The sequence below is a fragment of the Oceanispirochaeta sp. genome (assembly GCF_027859075.1).
Lineage (GTDB): Bacteria > Spirochaetota > Spirochaetia > DSM-2461 > DSM-2461 > Oceanispirochaeta.
On the sequence record NZ_JAQIBL010000298.1, the window covers coordinates 1 to 15,670 of the forward strand.

Annotated in this window: 15 protein-coding genes; 12 read left to right on the forward strand and 3 right to left on the reverse strand. The window is 44.9% G+C overall.

What is annotated here, in order from left to right; translation table 11 throughout:
- Positions 1-398: 398 nt before the first annotated feature.
- From PF479_RS16650 to mazF, 5 genes are all read left to right on the forward strand, one after another.
- On the forward strand, positions 399-1,091 hold the full coding sequence (locus PF479_RS16650; protein ID WP_298008871.1) for an alpha/beta fold hydrolase: 693 nt from the start codon (positions 399-401) through the stop codon (positions 1,089-1,091).
- A complete protein-coding gene (locus tag PF479_RS16655; protein WP_298008873.1) occupies positions 1,088-2,470 on the forward strand; it encodes an MFS transporter in 1,383 nt (460 codons plus the stop codon). The genes PF479_RS16650 and PF479_RS16655 overlap by 4 nt, the downstream gene beginning before the upstream one ends.
- A gap of 76 nt (positions 2,471-2,546) precedes the next feature.
- Complete coding sequence (locus PF479_RS16660) at positions 2,547-3,155, forward strand: TetR/AcrR family transcriptional regulator (RefSeq protein ID WP_298008876.1); 609 nt, start codon at positions 2,547-2,549, stop codon at positions 3,153-3,155.
- A 136-nt stretch (positions 3,156-3,291) separates the two neighbouring features.
- A complete protein-coding gene (locus tag PF479_RS16665) occupies positions 3,292-3,528 on the forward strand; it encodes an AbrB/MazE/SpoVT family DNA-binding domain-containing protein (RefSeq protein ID WP_298008878.1) in 237 nt (78 codons plus the stop codon).
- On the forward strand, positions 3,522-3,860 hold the full coding sequence (gene mazF / locus PF479_RS16670; RefSeq protein WP_298008881.1) for an endoribonuclease MazF: 339 nt from the start codon (positions 3,522-3,524) through the stop codon (positions 3,858-3,860). Before PF479_RS16665 ends, mazF begins: the two co-directional genes overlap by 7 nt.
- Positions 3,861-4,068: 208 nt before the next feature.
- Here the strand turns inward: mazF and PF479_RS16675 are convergent, their stop codons facing one another.
- The 3 genes from PF479_RS16675 to PF479_RS16685 form a co-directional block, all read right to left on the reverse strand.
- Positions 4,069-4,872, reverse strand: coding sequence for a MerR family transcriptional regulator (locus PF479_RS16675; protein WP_298008883.1), 804 nt, complete (start codon positions 4,870-4,872; stop codon positions 4,069-4,071).
- A 15-nt stretch (positions 4,873-4,887) separates the two neighbouring features.
- On the reverse strand, positions 4,888-5,496 hold the full coding sequence (locus PF479_RS16680; protein WP_298008886.1) for a GyrI-like domain-containing protein: 609 nt from the start codon (positions 5,494-5,496) through the stop codon (positions 4,888-4,890).
- A gap of 222 nt (positions 5,497-5,718) precedes the next feature.
- On the reverse strand, positions 5,719-6,093 hold the full coding sequence (locus tag PF479_RS16685) for a helix-turn-helix transcriptional regulator (RefSeq protein ID WP_298008888.1): 375 nt from the start codon (positions 6,091-6,093) through the stop codon (positions 5,719-5,721).
- Positions 6,094-6,938: 845 nt separating this feature from the next.
- On the opposite strand from PF479_RS16685, the gene PF479_RS16690 reads away from it, so the two are divergent.
- The 7 genes from PF479_RS16690 (at position 6,939) to PF479_RS16720 (ending at position 15,438) form a co-directional block, all read left to right on the forward strand.
- Positions 6,939-8,204 (forward strand): sugar ABC transporter substrate-binding protein, encoded by a 1,266-nt coding sequence (locus tag PF479_RS16690; RefSeq protein WP_298008891.1) that lies wholly within the window; start codon positions 6,939-6,941, stop codon positions 8,202-8,204.
- A gap of 85 nt (positions 8,205-8,289) precedes the next feature.
- A complete protein-coding gene (locus PF479_RS16695) occupies positions 8,290-9,180 on the forward strand; it encodes a carbohydrate ABC transporter permease (protein ID WP_298008894.1) in 891 nt (296 codons plus the stop codon).
- The gene (locus PF479_RS16700; RefSeq protein ID WP_298008896.1) at positions 9,173-9,982 is read left to right on the forward strand and encodes a carbohydrate ABC transporter permease; all 810 of its coding nucleotides are present in this window, start codon (positions 9,173-9,175) and stop codon (positions 9,980-9,982) included. The genes PF479_RS16695 and PF479_RS16700 overlap by 8 nt, the downstream gene beginning before the upstream one ends.
- On the forward strand, positions 9,979-12,336 hold the full coding sequence (locus tag PF479_RS16705) for a TIM-barrel domain-containing protein (RefSeq protein WP_298008899.1): 2,358 nt from the start codon (positions 9,979-9,981) through the stop codon (positions 12,334-12,336). The genes PF479_RS16700 and PF479_RS16705 overlap by 4 nt, the downstream gene beginning before the upstream one ends.
- A gap of 9 nt (positions 12,337-12,345) precedes the next feature.
- The gene (locus PF479_RS16710) at positions 12,346-13,296 is read left to right on the forward strand and encodes a zinc-binding dehydrogenase (RefSeq protein WP_298008901.1); all 951 of its coding nucleotides are present in this window, start codon (positions 12,346-12,348) and stop codon (positions 13,294-13,296) included.
- A gap of 16 nt (positions 13,297-13,312) precedes the next feature.
- Complete coding sequence (locus tag PF479_RS16715) at positions 13,313-14,179, forward strand: TIM barrel protein (protein WP_298008904.1); 867 nt, start codon at positions 13,313-13,315, stop codon at positions 14,177-14,179.
- Between the two features lie 254 nt (positions 14,180-14,433).
- Positions 14,434-15,438 carry a LacI family DNA-binding transcriptional regulator gene (locus PF479_RS16720; RefSeq protein WP_298008906.1) on the forward strand — a complete coding sequence of 335 codons (1,005 nt, stop codon included), beginning with the start codon at positions 14,434-14,436 and terminating at the stop codon, positions 15,436-15,438.
- Positions 15,439-15,670: the final 232 nt, after the last annotated feature.

The window sequence follows — 15,670 nt, forward strand, 5'->3', positions numbered from 1 at the left end:
GCTCTAGAGATCGAACTGTTTAAACAGGATTCTTCAAAATTTAGATTATTGCAGAAACGAAAGGTCTGAGTATTAAATAAATTAAAAAATATTCCTGTCCAGGAAGATAATGAATAGTGAAGCTCAATTAATATTGAACTCCCCAAGGCCAGGGACTTAAAGCAGAAACTCCTGTCTTTCATTCAGAACCTCCATAGATCAGCAAAGGTTATTAAGTAAAATTTGACATATAAATAAAAGCATGATAATTTTTATTTAATCTACTAAACGTCATTCAGTGGGTTAAACAAGGTTCATTCTGGAGGGTTTCATGGCGCAGGCAGTTGAAGATGAGATAAAAAAAATCGCCCTGCCGATTTTTCTTCAGGGAATGAAGGGAAATGCGGTCCTGATCCTCCATGGATTTACAGGATATCCCGGGGGAATTCCTCGCCCTGGCAGAAGACCTGAACCGGGAGGGATATACTGTTTCGGTTCCCCTCCTTCCCGGTCACGGCAGAAACCGTGAGGCGTTTAAGAAAACAAACTGGAAAGACTGGCTCAGCCATGCGGAAAGGGAGTATGAATCGCTGGCCGGAAGCCATAGTTCCGTATCCATTGCGGGTCTATCCATGGGCGGCGTTATGACCCTCATCCTTGCAGCCCGGTTCGGGCCGGAAAGAATTGCTCTCCTGGCACCGGCCATAGCGGTGAATGATCCCATCTTCAAACTGACCCCCCTCCTCAGTCTTTTCCTGGATGAAAGACCCAAGACTTGGACCGCGGAAGAGGATGACAGTGAAGAAGTCAGAGCCCTGGGGCAGGAATACTGGACCCGTCACTTTATCAAACAAATTGCGGGGCTGAATAAATTGACCAGAATAGCCCGTTCTACCCTCAAGGGGATTCGCAGTCCCGCTCTTATCATGGTCTCAGAAAAGGATGATTCTGTACCCTTGAAAGCAGCAGGGATCATAGAAAAGGGTCTGGTAAACAGCTCTACCCGGACAATTGTCCTGAAGAACAGCCCCCATGTCCTGGTGTCGGGACCGGAAAAGGAATACGTGAGGAGTGAAGTGGTGAAGTGGATGTTAGAAGGAGACAAAACATGAACACCCAGGTGGAAACTCTGCCCATGGGCAAGAAAATCATATACTCTCTGGGCCAGCTGGGATGGTCTCTCGGGTCATTCGCTGTGATGAATCTTCTTTACTATTTTTACGACTCTAACAGCGGGACAGACGGATCGAGGATGTTTCCGGTCTATATAGGTTCAGCCGCCGTACTGGGAATCATCGCTTCCCTCAGCCGTGTCTTTGACGGAATTACGGACCCTCTCATTGCCGGATTGTCCGACAGGAACCGCAGCTCCTTCGGACGAAGACGGATCTACATGGCTCTGGGAGCCTTCCCCTTCGCCCTCCTGTCGCTGCTTATATTTCTCCCCCCTACCGCCTCGGCCCTGTTGAACACAGTGTGGCTCTTTATCCTCACTTTTCTGTTCTATCTGTTCATGACTATGTACGTGACACCATTTTTCGCCTTGTTGAGCGAACTGGGACACACCCCGGACGAGAGGCTGCAGCTCAGCACCATGATCTCTATCACCTGGGCCCTTGGATTTATGGGAGGAAACAGCACTTACGCTCTACAGGGAGTGATGGAAAGAGCAGGCCTGGAACCGGTCAGAGCTTTTCAGACGGTCATAGCCCTTTTCTCACTGATATCGCTGATACTCATGTACCTTCCCGTCCTCTTTATCGATGAAAACAGATACTGCGAAAAGAGGACCTCCGATGAAGGCTCCTTCATAGCCGTAGTCACCGCCTTTAAAAACAGGGATTTCCTCTATTTCACCCTGTCCGATCTGACCTATTTCCTGGCTCTCACCTTCATTCAGACAGGAATCAGTTTTTACATCATACAGCTGCTGGGTCTGCCCAAGGAGATGGCGACGACTGTGATGACAGCCATGTTTCTTCTGAGCTTTGTCTTCTACATTCCCGTTGGAATGGCGGCCAGACGGATAGGAAAGAAGAACCTTTTGATCGTGGCCTTTTCCCTCTTTATACTCAGCTGGCTTTTACTCTCCTTCTGGGGCCTCCTGCCTGTTTCGGAGACAGCACAGGCCTTTATAACTGTACTCTTCGCCGCCCTGCCCCTGGCCATCTTCGGCATACTGCCCAACGCCATCATCGCCGATATAGCCGAGGCCGATGGCAGGAGAACGGGAAACTACAAGGCGGCGGTCTACTTCGGGGCCCGGACCTTCATGAGTAAGATGGGAGCCTCGGTGACTCTCCTGATTTTTCCCGTGATCACACACCTGGGGGGTACCATGGACAGTGCCCCCACGGTGCTCGGTATCAGAACCACAACATATGCAGCCATGGTATTTCTAGTTCTTGGTTTGCTCCTCTTCTTAAAATATGATGAGAAATCAACTCTGAAATTGCTGAAAGACAATCCGGAGGGAGAGCCGGCAGAATGAGAGATCAAGGAGGCAGCTTCTGGCCAGCAAAGACAGAATAGAGCGGGAAAAGACGGAACTGAGGGAGAAACGGGAAATGGAAATCCTGAAGGCTTCGGAAGAGCTCTTTATGGAAAAGGGATTCGCCAAAACCACCATCGGAGACATCGCGGCGGCCTGCGAACTGACGAACGGAGCCCTGTATCTCTATTTCAGAAATAAAAACGAGATTATCCTTATCATTATGACAAGGATCAGCAGAAGTTTTGGAGAACTCCTTCATCAGACCGATGATCCTTCCCTCACGGGAATTGAGAGAGCGGCGGCTTTGCTGGGCAGCTACCGCCGGACCTTCCGGGACTTCCACAGTTACCATGTTTTGGATGCACAGTTCAATGTGATGTTTGACAGGAAGTATCCCGAATCTCCCTATCTCCAGGACTATTTCGAGGCCAACCACAGAGTTCTATCCATCCTCAGGGATGTATTCGAAAGTGGATTCGGGGACGGAACAATTCGAGTCCCCCGAATGGAGAAAGAGGTCAGTCCCGGAGAAACGGCAGGAATGTTTCTCAATGTTCTGAACAGTTATGTAGAGAAACTGAGTCTGAGGAAAGAATTAATGGAGCATGAACAGGGGATTTCCCTTGAAAAGGAGCTGGACCGGTTCATAGACTTTATGGTGGAGTCGATCCGCGCCTGCTGAATCTACGTCCCATTGCGAATCACATGCGCCTAAAAATGACTCAAAGCCCCTGCCGCCAAAGGCCGAAACCTGATTAGAACTGGAATCCCGGCAGCATTTTATTGAATAATGTATAAACATAGTATATACTTTTGTTATGGAAGCAAAAATACAGAAATGGGGGAATAGCCTCGGAATTCGAATCCCAATGCCCTTTCTAAAAGATTTATCCCTCAAAAATGGCTCAGTCGTGGAAATTGAAGAAGAAAATGACTGCATCATAATTCAGCCATTAAAGAAAGTTGAACTTGCGTCCCTGCTCAATAGAATATCAGATGATAATCTTCATTCCGAAATTGATTGGGGCATTGCTGAGGGAGATGAAATTTGGTAGACCCGAAGTATATCCCCCGCAAAGGCGATTTGCTGTGGCTCAACTTTACCCCTCAGACAGGACATGAACAAGCTGGGAAACGTCCAGTAATTGTACTTTCACCGCTGGAATATAATAAAAAGACAAGCCTCATGATTGTTTGTCCAATAACAAGCAAAGTAAAAGGATATCCTTTTGAAGTTCCTGTCAGGGCTCATCAAATCGAGGGCGTAGTGCTTTCTGATCAAATAAAAAGTCTTGATTGGAGAACTAGAAAAGTATCTTTTATAGAAAAGGCTTCAACTGAAATCCTTGAAGATGTACAAGAGAAACTTCTTTTATTGATAGGCTAATGATAGAAATCGACATATAACAGCACTGAACCGGTTCCGCTTCGCTCAACCCAAAACACCGTAAATAAGAAACACGCGTTGCCTGGTAGAGTAGATACTACCATTTTCGTTCCATCTTGTTGACATTCAATATTTATTGTTCCATCCTAAGGGCCGGACAGCTGCTCCGCTGGAACTGGAATCCTTCGTCGTCCATTCGCAAATCCCCTTAGCTCTTATCCTCAATCAAGAGGATGCATTCTGTTTTATACCTGCCGGGATCTCCCCTGAAAATCATTCCGGGACCCTTTATGAAATGCTCGATGACGGGCAGTTTTATTTTTAAATCCTGATCCCGGCAATAGCTGAAGAGCTGGACATAACTGCTGCCCTGAGTACCATAAGGCCCCTGGTGAATCATCTTAAGGGCTCTGGTTTTTGGATAATTCTCTGGCTTCCCCGATTCCAGTGAAGCATTTACCTCTACTTCGACCACAGCCTGGAGATTTTTTAATTCTTCTGTATATCCAAGTTCATCATAAAAGGCATAGGGTTTTCCCTTTACAAACCTGCCGTACTGCTTGTAAAGGGAGGAGAAGGCGTCACCGATCTGTTCATAGCTTCCATTGAATTTATGACTGACATAACAGGGGAGCTCAAAATCAAACTCAATGATTCCCCCCTCCCATGGATCACCGGAGGATGAAGCCTTTTTCTGCCTTATCAGCTGATCCTTCATCCTTTTCAGATTCTGGATTTTTTTCTCCACATCATTGAGTTTTTGATCTATATATAGAAACAGATCTTCCTCATCCCGGCATTCTGATAATATCTGCCTGATTTCATTGAGTGTAAAACCCAGGTCTTTCAGCATCTGAATACTCCGGGCCCGGTCATAACTTTTCTGATCGTAATAACGATATCCTGTACCCTTATCAATCCTGTCGGGAAGGAGAATTCCCAGCTCCTGGTAGTAGCGGATAGTTTTTATGCTCAACATGGTTGAGTGGGCGAATTCTCCAATAGACAACATTTCTTCCAGCCTCTCCTATTTTACTCTTTCAACGGGATGCCTGATGATGGTTTTTAACTTGTCGGGAGGGGTCTTTCTCATATCGCTCAGATACACCTCCCGGTGATGACTCCGCAGCCTGTACCCCTCTTCCTCTGCAAAGTGATGCATCATTGCGATTGTAGGGGCCTCTTCAGAATAGGCTCCCAGATAGAGGACCTGAACAGCCTCACCATCTTCAATGGTTTCAAGAACAACCTGATCCAGACCGGAGAGACTCTTTTTAGCCCGGACCTTCTCTCTGCCTTCTTCCAGATCAGAGGGCATGACAAAGTCGGGGACACAGATCATAGCCTTCCAAAGCCAGTTCTCCTTCCTGTTCTCTGTAAAATCATTCAGGTCATCGCTCCACCACTGGGCTTCGAGAGGAGCCACCACAAAATCCAGCTCCCTCTCTTTAAACATGAATTTGATGGTGTAGGCCAGACCATACAACGCCCCTATGGCTTCTTCAAAAAGGGGGGCGTCAGGAGACCCCTTCCCGGCGAAGGAAAGGTACTTCAAGGCGGGGATGGTCACGATCTGAGGATCTTTTTTGCCTGTAAAGGCTACTTTCTGTGTTTTTTTCAGGTCTGTTTTTTCCATGGATTCTCTCCTCATTATAGATGATATGTCTCATCCATATCATTAAGATATTCAGGACTTTAAACCCGTCCCTTAAGGGGAGAGTCAAGGAATTTATGGAAATAAAACAAAAAAAGGACTATAGATCGGGCAGATTGTTAGAATTCAATGAAGCCAAGGCTTCCGGGACCACCCATAGATATCCCCTCATCAAAATTAAAGAAGGATCCTATAAGATAATTATCACAAATACACCCTGTAATTATGCCCCAAAACTTCTGCCAGTTTTTTGGAAAGAGTAACCGAAATATTTCTCTGTCCATTCTCTATATCCGAAACATGCTGCCTGGACATCCCACCAAGCCTGCGGCCCAATTCAGCCTGGGTCATTTTCAAGTTTTTCCGATGTATTCCCACAGTCTCTCCGGGAGACAGATCAGTGCTATGAAACCACTCAGTCTGGCTAATATTTATAAGTTCATCAGAAAGTTCATCAGAGTCGTCAATTATGTCGACATTCTTTTCACCAAAATCCTGTATCAGAAAATCAATCAGGGGACGGTATTCATCACCCTTAACATTGATCTCAATATGGGGCGTTTTCACGTGACCCTGCACAATATATCTCCACTTCAATTTTATCTTTTCTATACAACCAACAGACTACCCAGCGGTAGGATAAATGACAATGATATGAATCGATTCCAAGTCTACTAAAATTCGGCCAGGCCTTCTGAAATGGTCCATCCATCTGTATATCTTTTGCCAATGCCTTGAATTTTTTCTGTACAGGAACAGGCATTGTCCGCAAGTTCTTTACCACACTATTTTTTATTACGACCTTATACAGATTGACCCCTATTTAGGGTACATGTCAAGTTACAGAATACCACAGGAACTCCCAGAATTAACAAGTGATACATTAATAAGAGGGAAATCGGCCGTAGTGATTCAAAAAAGGAATTAATTATTTCAATAAAGACCTTTTACCACTCAAAGGAACTCGTATGATATGACTTGGTCCCTTCGATCGTCCTCAAGAGCGATACGAACAATGCGGCTCAATCTGTCAGCATAGAAGTCGAATGGTTTTAAACCAAAAGGTTCTGAACCATCGAGCAATGGTTCATCTTTAAAGGCAAGCTTCTTGTTGTACCTGGCTTCATAAAGAGTCTTAAACTTAAACCAGATTGAATTATCTACAACTTCATTCTGCTTTAGCCCGCATTAATTACCCCAAACTTGAAAAATAATTTCATCCGTTAAAGCATTTGTGAACAAACAATTACACTAATAAAAAGAAAATCCGTTATGAATACAAAATGTAAATGTCAGCAGCTTGAATTTCAAAGGTTCGGAAGAAAATGAATCCATCAAAACGTTTTGATGGATTTTCTTGACAGATGGAAAAAGGTATTTTATACTTTACTAATCAAAACGATTTGATGATAAAGGAGCTTATTATGAAAAAACTTTTTCTGGTTGTCATGGTTATGTTTGTTTCCCTACAGGCATGGGGTACAGGTTCTCAGGAACCAGCAGATACAAAAGAAGAAATGAAAAAAGAGGTCACCCTCTCCATTCTCTGGTTTAACGACGGAAATGAATCCGAAGTATTCATGAACACCATCGATGACTACCTGATCGCCAATCCTCATGTAAAAGTCGATCTTCAGCTTGTACCTTTCGGCGATTATGAGAAAAGACTCAAACTGTTGATTGCCGGTGGTACTCCTCCGGATTTGGCTCGTGTGACCAATAACCATGTAGCCATGTTTGCTGATAACCTGGTTGTACTTGACGAAAAAGTAAAGAACCTCAGTGCGGTTACAGCCGGATTTAACAAGGGATCACTCGCATTTGCCACAAACAAAGCAGGGAAACTGGTAGCTCTTCCCACAGAAGCCACTGCCAACGGCATGATTGTTAATGTAGATGCCTATGCAAAAGCTGGCATTGATATTCGTGAATATTCAAAAACATGGACATGGGACCAGTGGTATGATGCCATGAAAAAAGTGGTTGCAGCCAATGACAGCTTAGAATATGGACTTGGCTTTGACTTCAGCCCTCACAGATGGTCAACCCTCTTATATGAAGCGGGCGGGCGTTTTGTAAATGAGGAAGCCACAGCTATGGCTTTTGATACTCCTGAAGCAGTTGACGCACTCAAGTTTTTCAAAAAACTGCATGATGACAAACTGATTCCCGCTTCCGTATGGATGGGCTCAGAAAATCCCCAGGAACTTTTTCAGGCCGGCATAGTAGCTAGTCATATCGGTGGTTCATGGGTCATCAACAAATACGACAGCGACATTAAAGATTTTGAATGGGCCGCTGTAAATATGCCTAAAAGAAAAATTCGTTCTTCTGTAGCAGGAGGCAAGTTTGTCGGTGTATTTGCCGGTGCTGAAAACGAAGCCACAGCCATTGAATTGATGCTGCATTTCTCTGATCAGAAACACAATGCCATGTATTGTAAAGAAACACTGAACCTTTCTGCCAGAACTGATGCCAACATCATCTATCCTTCAAGAAATGAAGATTTTAATGCCATGGCTGCTGACCTCGCAATAACCCCTGCTATAACAGCCAAAGATTGGAAAAGCCCTGAACTGAACAAAATCTACTCCTACATCAGAGAGCAGATTATTGAGGGCCTCCTTGGAAATCAGACGATGGAACAAACTGCCAAAAACATTCAAGACAAAGGTAATACCTTCTTCTAGAGCATAAACACATCGCTGTAGAGACTAAACGATCCGAATAGAATAATATTTCGGATCGTTTTTTATAAAAAAAAGGAGGCCAGTAATGGCAAACAGGAAAAAGGGAGCCAGTTCCTTTCATCAGACAAGAGCTCCCCTCTTCTTTCTGGCACCCAATTTGCTGATATTTTTTATATTTATTATAATTCCTGCCGTATCAGGACTCAGGATGAGTTTCTATGAATGGAGCATTCTGGGAGGTCACAGTTTCACCGGCATCAGTAACTATCAGGCCCTCATCGGCGATGCCATGTTTTGGAAAACCCTGGGCAACACACTGCGGTTTGTACTTTTCGTAGTGCCTCTTCTGACAGCTTCAGCCCTGTGCATTGCCCTTTTGGTATCAGCAGAAGACAGTAGCAACGGTCTTTTCAGAGGTTTTTACTATCTGCCTACTATGCTCAGTTTTGTCATTGTTGGTATTACATGGCGATGGATACTGGGTGACGAGATTGGGGTTCTGAACTATATAATCAAACAAACCGGTGGGGAATCCGTCCAATGGCTCACCTTACCTGCCATGGCGACTACTTCTCTCATTTTTATTTCCGTCTGGGCACAAACTGGTTTTTATATGGTCATGTTTGTCGGCGGACTGCAGGCCATACCAGAGTCTCTCTTTGATGCCGCGTCTATAGACGGTGCATCAAAATGGCAGACTTTCACAAAAATCAAACTGCCCATGATACGCCCTACCATGCTCGTAGTCGTTGTTCTGGCAACTATTAATTCCTTTAAAGCCTTTGAGCTAATTTTTGTACTCACAAAAGGCGGCCCCGGAACAGCTACCAAATTTCTGGTTCAGAGTATATATCAGGTAGCTTTTGAAGAGGACAGAATGGGTTATGCATCCTCTATGGCTGTCATTCTGATGCTGGTCATCGGTGTACTGACCATGCTTCAGTTCAAACTGAATAAGGAGTACAGCAATGAATAAAATTATGCAATCTACCATAAAAATTATTCTTGTCCTTCTGTTTTTCTTTCCCATATTATGGATTGCTCTTTCTTCACTTAAACTCCAGAGTGAACTGTTTACTTTCCCTCTATCATTACTGCCGGAGAATCCTACACTTGAGAACTACAGGAGTGCCTTTAAAACAGGTAATTTCCTGCTATATTTTAAGAACACGACCATCGTGGCGGTCGTTTCCACAACGATTACCATACTGATAAATACCATGTCGGGATATGCCCTCTCCAAGTACATATTCAAGGGAAGAGATACTATTTTCTTCATAATGATTGCCACCCTGATGATACCCCTTCAGGTAATACTGGTACCTATATTCATACTGGAAAAAAACCTGGGAATGTTGAACACTCTTATGGGCATCATCATTCCTCCTGCGGCCACACCTACCGGCATTTTTCTGGCTCGTCAGTACATGATGACCATACCCAACTCACTTATTGAGGCAGCCCGTATTGACGGCGGCAGCGAGTGGTTTATTTTTCAACGGATTATTCTGCCTCTGTCAAAACCGATCATTGCTACCCTGGCTATTTTTTCATTCATGTGGCGCTGGAATGACTTTCTATGGCCCTTTATCGTTATTGCCAAACAGAAAAAATACACCCTTCAGCTGGCCCTGGCCAATTTTGTGGGCCAGTACGATGTGGACTGGTCAAAACTGCTGTCCATGACTGTCATATCCATCATTCCTCTGGTTATCGTTTTTTTGATGTTCCAGAAATATTTTATTAAAGGCATGACCTCTGGAGGCGTAAAATTTTGAAACACAACCGTGCCATTCACAGCCTTAATTCTGTGAATCAGAATAAATCATCACTGGTCTTCTCCGGTGTAAACGGACAGATTCATATTACTGCATGCAGGCAGGGGGTTTATCATATTGAATACACCTTCTATCACCAGATTCAGGGTGAGAGCCAGAAAAGAGCAGCCTCAGAACTGTACGATCCAGTCCGGTTTGAAACAAACGAGTTACCGGTGCTTTCAAAAGAAACCGATGAGTTGTATACACTGACATCCGGTAAGGATACTCTGATTCTGAGAAAAGCTGACGGAGTTCTAACAGCTCTTCATAATGACCAGATTGTTCACGGAGGTGTTATAGGCTCATCCGATACAGTACTGCCTCGTTACCCCCTGCGTATACTGGGCGGGACTGGAGATGAAACCCGTGTGCGATTTAACTTTAAAATGGATGACCAGGACCGGTTTTACGGTTTGGGAGACAAGAGCGGAGGGCTAAATAAAAGAGGCCAGCGCTACCAGATGTTCAACCGTGATGCCCTGGGATATAAAGCATCCTTTTCAGATCCTCTTTATAAATCAATTCCCTTTCTGATAAAACAGTCCAATGAAGAGAACTGTTTTACAGGGCTCTACTTTCCAGCCACAACCATGGGCGATATAGACCTGGGACGTGAAAGTAACTTTTTCTACTCGATAGAAATGAAGGGTGGACCCTTTGCTTATGTTGTTTTCACCGGAGACAGCGCCTGGGAGATACTGGATGGCTACACCTTCCTCACAGGCCGACCGGCCCTTCCACCGCTCTTTACCTTTGGCTTTCTGGGTTCTTCCATGAACTATACAGATCCGGATGATGCCGATGCGAGAGTTACAGGCTATTTTGACAATATTGAGAAACACCATATACCCTGTGAGGGATTTTACTTCTCATCAGGCTATGTAAGAGCAGATAACGGAGAACGTTATACATTCGAATGGCACAAGGGAAAATTTCCCGATCCATCTAAAGCCATCAGAGCCTACAGAGACAGAGGGTATCACATTGCCTGTAATATAAAACCAGGATTTCTCCTGACACATCCCCGCTACAAAGAACTGGATGAGAAAGGTTTTTTCATCCAGGATCAGGAAGGTGATTCCTATAGTGAATACTATTGGGGAAACAATGCCTCATTCATAGACCTGACCAATCCCGGGGCCCTTGACTGGTGGAAAAAGCAGCTCAAGGAAAAGCTGATAGATTATGGAGTCTCGGGTATCTGGAATGACAATAATGAACTGGAACTGGAGGATCAAAGCCTTGACGCCCAGAAAATAAGAGCCATCTACCCCATCCTGATGGCCAAAGCCTCCTGGGAAGTATTCAAGGAGATCGCTCCAGATAAACGCCCCTGGGTCATAAGCAGGTCGGGAGGAGCCGGATTACAGCAATATGCAAGAACATGGACTGGTGATAATACGTCGGATTACGAATCCATGAAATACAACAAGTTCATGGGCATGGGGCTGGGCCTCAGCGGGAATCCATTTTATGGCCATGACATCGGTGGATTTTTCGGTGATCATCCCGATACAAAACAATTCATCCGCTGGTGCCAGTCAGCCGTCTTCCAGCCCCGCTTTGTCATTCATTCATGGAATGCCGATGGGAATCCTACGGAACCGTGGTCGTTTCCGGAAGCTCTAGAAACCATCAGGGGACTTGTGGAAAAACACTATGAGTTCATGCCGTATATATACAATACAGCCATCGAAGCTTCTCTGACAGGTATACCCATGGAACGTCCCCTGGTCCTGCAGTTTCCCCATGACAAAGGTCTCGATCCGGACTGTGACCACTACATGTTCGGCGACAATATTCTTGTTCTCTCGGCTGTAAAAGAAGGCATGGAGACTGTGACCTGTACTCTGCCTTCCGGCTGCCGGTGGTTTGATCCCTTTACAGATCAAACTTTTGAGGGAGGTCAGACCCTGGAATTCGACTATCCCTATGAGGACGCTCGCTATCTTGTGAAGAATGGCTCAGTCGTAGTGACTTCTCCTGGTTGCTGTAAACTGAATACAGGGTATTTTCAGTCTCTGAGATTTAACGTCAGACCTGAAGAAGGAGAAATTATAGAAAGTATCTACCGGGAAGACTGCGGTGACAGTAGCTGGAAAGAGGGTTCTTACAGCAGTTATTCAGTAAAGATAGATACTCTGCAATACAGACTGGAAATCAGCCGCCTGACACTGGCGGTTGATGCTACAGATTCAGATAGAAAGATAGAGATTTGTCTTCCTGAAGCTTATACGTTTGATGACGGAAGCCAAGTATATGAAATCAGCGGGATGCCTGAGCAGCTGATACTTAAATTTTCAAAGCAATAGAGGTTCAATATGACTAAGAGCATGATTTTTACAGCTCCGGGAGAACTGGAGATAGTAGAAGAGACCGTACCAGTACCCGGAAAGGGTCAGGTGCTAGTGAAAAACTGGCTGTCACTCATCAGCCCCGGTACTGAACTGGCACTCTTTACAGGAACTCATGTAGGTTTTAATGATCCCGATATTGAATGGGCCCGATATCCCTTGCGCCCCGGGTATGCCACAGCAGGAATCAGAGAGGATACAGGTGAACTCATTATGTATTATGGTCTGCACAGCACCCACGGTCTGTTCAATCCTGAAAAAGACCCCTGGGCAACTATTTCTGAGGAAACCATGGAGCCGTCCCTGTTCGGCCGTTTTGCCCAGATCTCCGGAACCGTTCCCGAACTGGCTGCCGGAAGATCCGGGAATGTGCTTGTTTTCGGTGCCGGCCTTATAGGAAACTTCTGTGCCCAGCTATTTCAGTTGAACCACAAAGTTATTATTGCCGACATTTCTGACAAACGTCTCAGGCTGGCTTCGGCATGCGGCATAGAATCAGTCATTAATTCAGCAAAAGAAGACCTTGCAGGACAGATTAAAGAACTGACTGACGGAGAGGGTGTTGATATAATCACTGAGGCAACTGGTGTTCCAGGCCTGGTATCCCAAGCCCTCGAACTTGTAAATACCATGGGCAGCGTTTATCTACTGGGATCATCAAGAGGAGAGGTCTGCCTGAATGCCTACAAGTACATACACAGGAAAGGAACCTCTCTTATAGGAGCCCACGAATCAACTGTTAAAAAACCGTTAAGGGAACAGCTTCAGAGTATGATCAGCCTTCTGAACAATTCAGAGCTGAAAACCGGAGGTATGATTACCCACCGGATAGTCCCGGAACAGGCACAGGAGTACTACAATCACTTACTGAATGACAGAGATAACTATCTGGGCATTCTCATTGACTGGCGTTATTGAGCAAAGGAGGATAGGTATGAACTTGATTTACACAGGAATAAGCGATGAAGGTGCTCCCGGGCTTAAAGAGCAGATAAATCTGCACCGGCAGCTGGGATGGAACTCTCTTGAACTGCGCAGCATTGACGGAAAGAATATTTGTGAAATGCCTGACAGAGATTTTGATGAAGCCTTTGAGATTATTTCAGAAGAGGGATTTTCTGTTGCCGGATTCGGCTCTTCTATTGCCAACTGGTCCAGGCCTGTAACAGGCGATTTTAACATTGACAAGCAGGATCTTATGAGAGCCGCTCCGCGCATGCATAAGTTGAAGACGCCCTTTCTGCGCATTATGTCTTATACACAGGGGGAGGCTTCAGATCAAGAATGGGCAGAAAAAGCCATCAGCAGAGTTTTGGAACTGACACGCATGGCTGAAGGAGAAGGCATTACCCTGATTCATGAAAACTGTGACGGATGGGCATCGTCTAAGCCGGAAAATATGGCCAGAATGCTGGATGCTATCCCCTCCAAAGCACTTAAAATTGTTTTTGATATGGGAAATCCGCGCAGTCATGGACATCCGGAAGAAGCTGTTTTTGATTTTCTCAAAGTCTGCAAAGAACGTATTGTCCATATTCACATCAAAGACTGCTACCTGAATGAAAAAAACGAAGATATTCACTGCTTCCCCGGTGAAGGTGAATGTCATGTGTACGACATAGTAGAAACCATGGTGAAAGAACAGAATTTCCGGGGCTATATTTCCATAGAACCCCACATGGTTTTTCAGTTTCACAAAAACAGGGAGAAGAACGGTGAAGCCGACACGAAAAAGGCGGCGAACTATCTGGCCTACGGAAGAAAAACCATGGCACTGCTGTCCGGTCTGGAAAAAGAGTAGATTGTGAAAAAAGCTGTTTTCACTATAAACCCTGTCTCACAAAAACATTGAGGAGGAGGAGTAAATGATCCCATGGATATCGGATTTAGGCTCATCAGATGCAGATTGAAGAGTTCTTAACAGCCTATAATGAAAACAGACAGCCCATGGTAACATCACAAGACGCTTTAAGAGCCGTGGAACTAATTTCTGAGCTTTATAAATCAGCAGGACTGCGTTGGCAAGCAGAGAATACATGATCAAATGAGGGCATAATGAAACAAGCAGTAAAAATTACAGATGTCGCCAAAGATGCGGGAGTATCACCCTCCACAGTCAGTCATGTACTAAGCGGAAATCGCCCCATCGGAGAAAAAACAAAAAAGAAAGTGCATGAAGCCATCGACAGGCTTGGATACATCCCCAATCATAATGCCCGCAGTCTTAAAAGCAACCGATCCGGCATCATAGGATTTTATGCCTCGGATATCACCGAATCATTTGTGACTCATATAATCCGGGGTGTGGAGAAAAAACTCAATTCTGAAGGTGAAACACTACTTTTCTGTTCAGGTTCGGAATTTGACCATGATCTGGACAAAGCCCTGAAGTTTCTGATGCATAAGGGCATAGACGGGCTGATTGTCTCCTATGAAACAACCCAGAAAGACAGAACCCCAGAACTGCAGAAACATTATAATATCCCCCTGGTATTCATTAACCGAGACCTGTCTCCTCACTACCCTTCCATCATTCCTGACGATGAGGAAGCCGGACAGAATGCAGCACAGAATCTTTTTGATAACGGGGTCCGCTATCCGGTTATAATTGCAGGCCCGAATGACAGACCAGCCAGCTTTAACCGTGTGAGAGGTTTCAAAGAAAGATGGAACGGTCTTATGCTGAGGAACAATGAAGAAATACCAGTCTATACCGGTGATTTCACCTTTAATTCCGGAAGAAAAGGTGTTCAGGATCTCTTTAACGGCCGCTCTATAGACGGTGTGTTCTGCTGTAATGATTATATGGCAGCCGGTGCCATTGAAGAAATCAGGCTGATGGGGCTGCAGGTTCCCGGGGATGTGAAAATACTGGGCTTCGATAACAGGGAGTTCAGTGAATTCTGGCCGGTAACGATCAGTACCTTCTCTCTGCCTCTGCAGGAAATGGGAATTAAGAGTGCAGAAATACTGCTGGATATACTCAAAGAAAACAAAAAACCGGAACAGACCATAAAATGTTCCAGCCTTCTGATTGAAAGAGCATCTACAGGTCAATGACTCCCTCTGCCTATACATTCCTGTTCTGGGATTGCTTTTCAGAGATTTATATTGTTCCCCGGCAGTTCGTAAAATCCTCCAGGGACCAGATGATATAGAGGTTCGACAAGATGAAAAGTGATAAAATTTTAAAAGATCAATGTCCAATCTGTGGTGGAGATCTGAAGAGAGAAACACGGAAGTTTACATCAAAATACAAGGATCAAGAGTACTCTTATGATCAGATAGGGGA

Bases quoted from the DNA above. Each gene is read 5' to 3' on its own strand.
- PF479_RS16680 (WP_298008886.1), bottom strand. From the start codon at position 5,496: ATGGAAAAAACAGACCTGAAAAAAACACAGAAAGTAGCCTTTACAGGC.
- PF479_RS16700 (WP_298008896.1), top strand. From the start codon at position 9,173: ATGAATAAAATTATGCAATCTACCATAAAAATTATTCTTGTCCTTCTG.
- PF479_RS16665 (WP_298008878.1), top strand. From the start codon at position 3,292: ATGGAAGCAAAAATACAGAAATGGGGGAATAGCCTCGGAATTCGAATC.
- PF479_RS16655 (WP_298008873.1), top strand. From the start codon at position 1,088: ATGAACACCCAGGTGGAAACTCTGCCCATGGGCAAGAAAATCATATAC.
- PF479_RS16715 (WP_298008904.1), top strand. From the start codon at position 13,313: ATGAACTTGATTTACACAGGAATAAGCGATGAAGGTGCTCCCGGGCTT.
- PF479_RS16695 (WP_298008894.1), top strand. From the start codon at position 8,290: ATGGCAAACAGGAAAAAGGGAGCCAGTTCCTTTCATCAGACAAGAGCT.
- PF479_RS16710 (WP_298008901.1), top strand. From the start codon at position 12,346: ATGACTAAGAGCATGATTTTTACAGCTCCGGGAGAACTGGAGATAGTA.
- PF479_RS16650 (WP_298008871.1), top strand. From the start codon at position 399: ATGGATTTACAGGATATCCCGGGGGAATTCCTCGCCCTGGCAGAAGAC.
- PF479_RS16690 (WP_298008891.1), top strand. From the start codon at position 6,939: ATGAAAAAACTTTTTCTGGTTGTCATGGTTATGTTTGTTTCCCTACAG.
- PF479_RS16720 (WP_298008906.1), top strand. From the start codon at position 14,434: ATGAAACAAGCAGTAAAAATTACAGATGTCGCCAAAGATGCGGGAGTA.
- PF479_RS16675 (WP_298008883.1), bottom strand. From the start codon at position 4,872: ATGTTGTCTATTGGAGAATTCGCCCACTCAACCATGTTGAGCATAAAA.
- PF479_RS16660 (WP_298008876.1), top strand. From the start codon at position 2,547: ATGGAAATCCTGAAGGCTTCGGAAGAGCTCTTTATGGAAAAGGGATTC.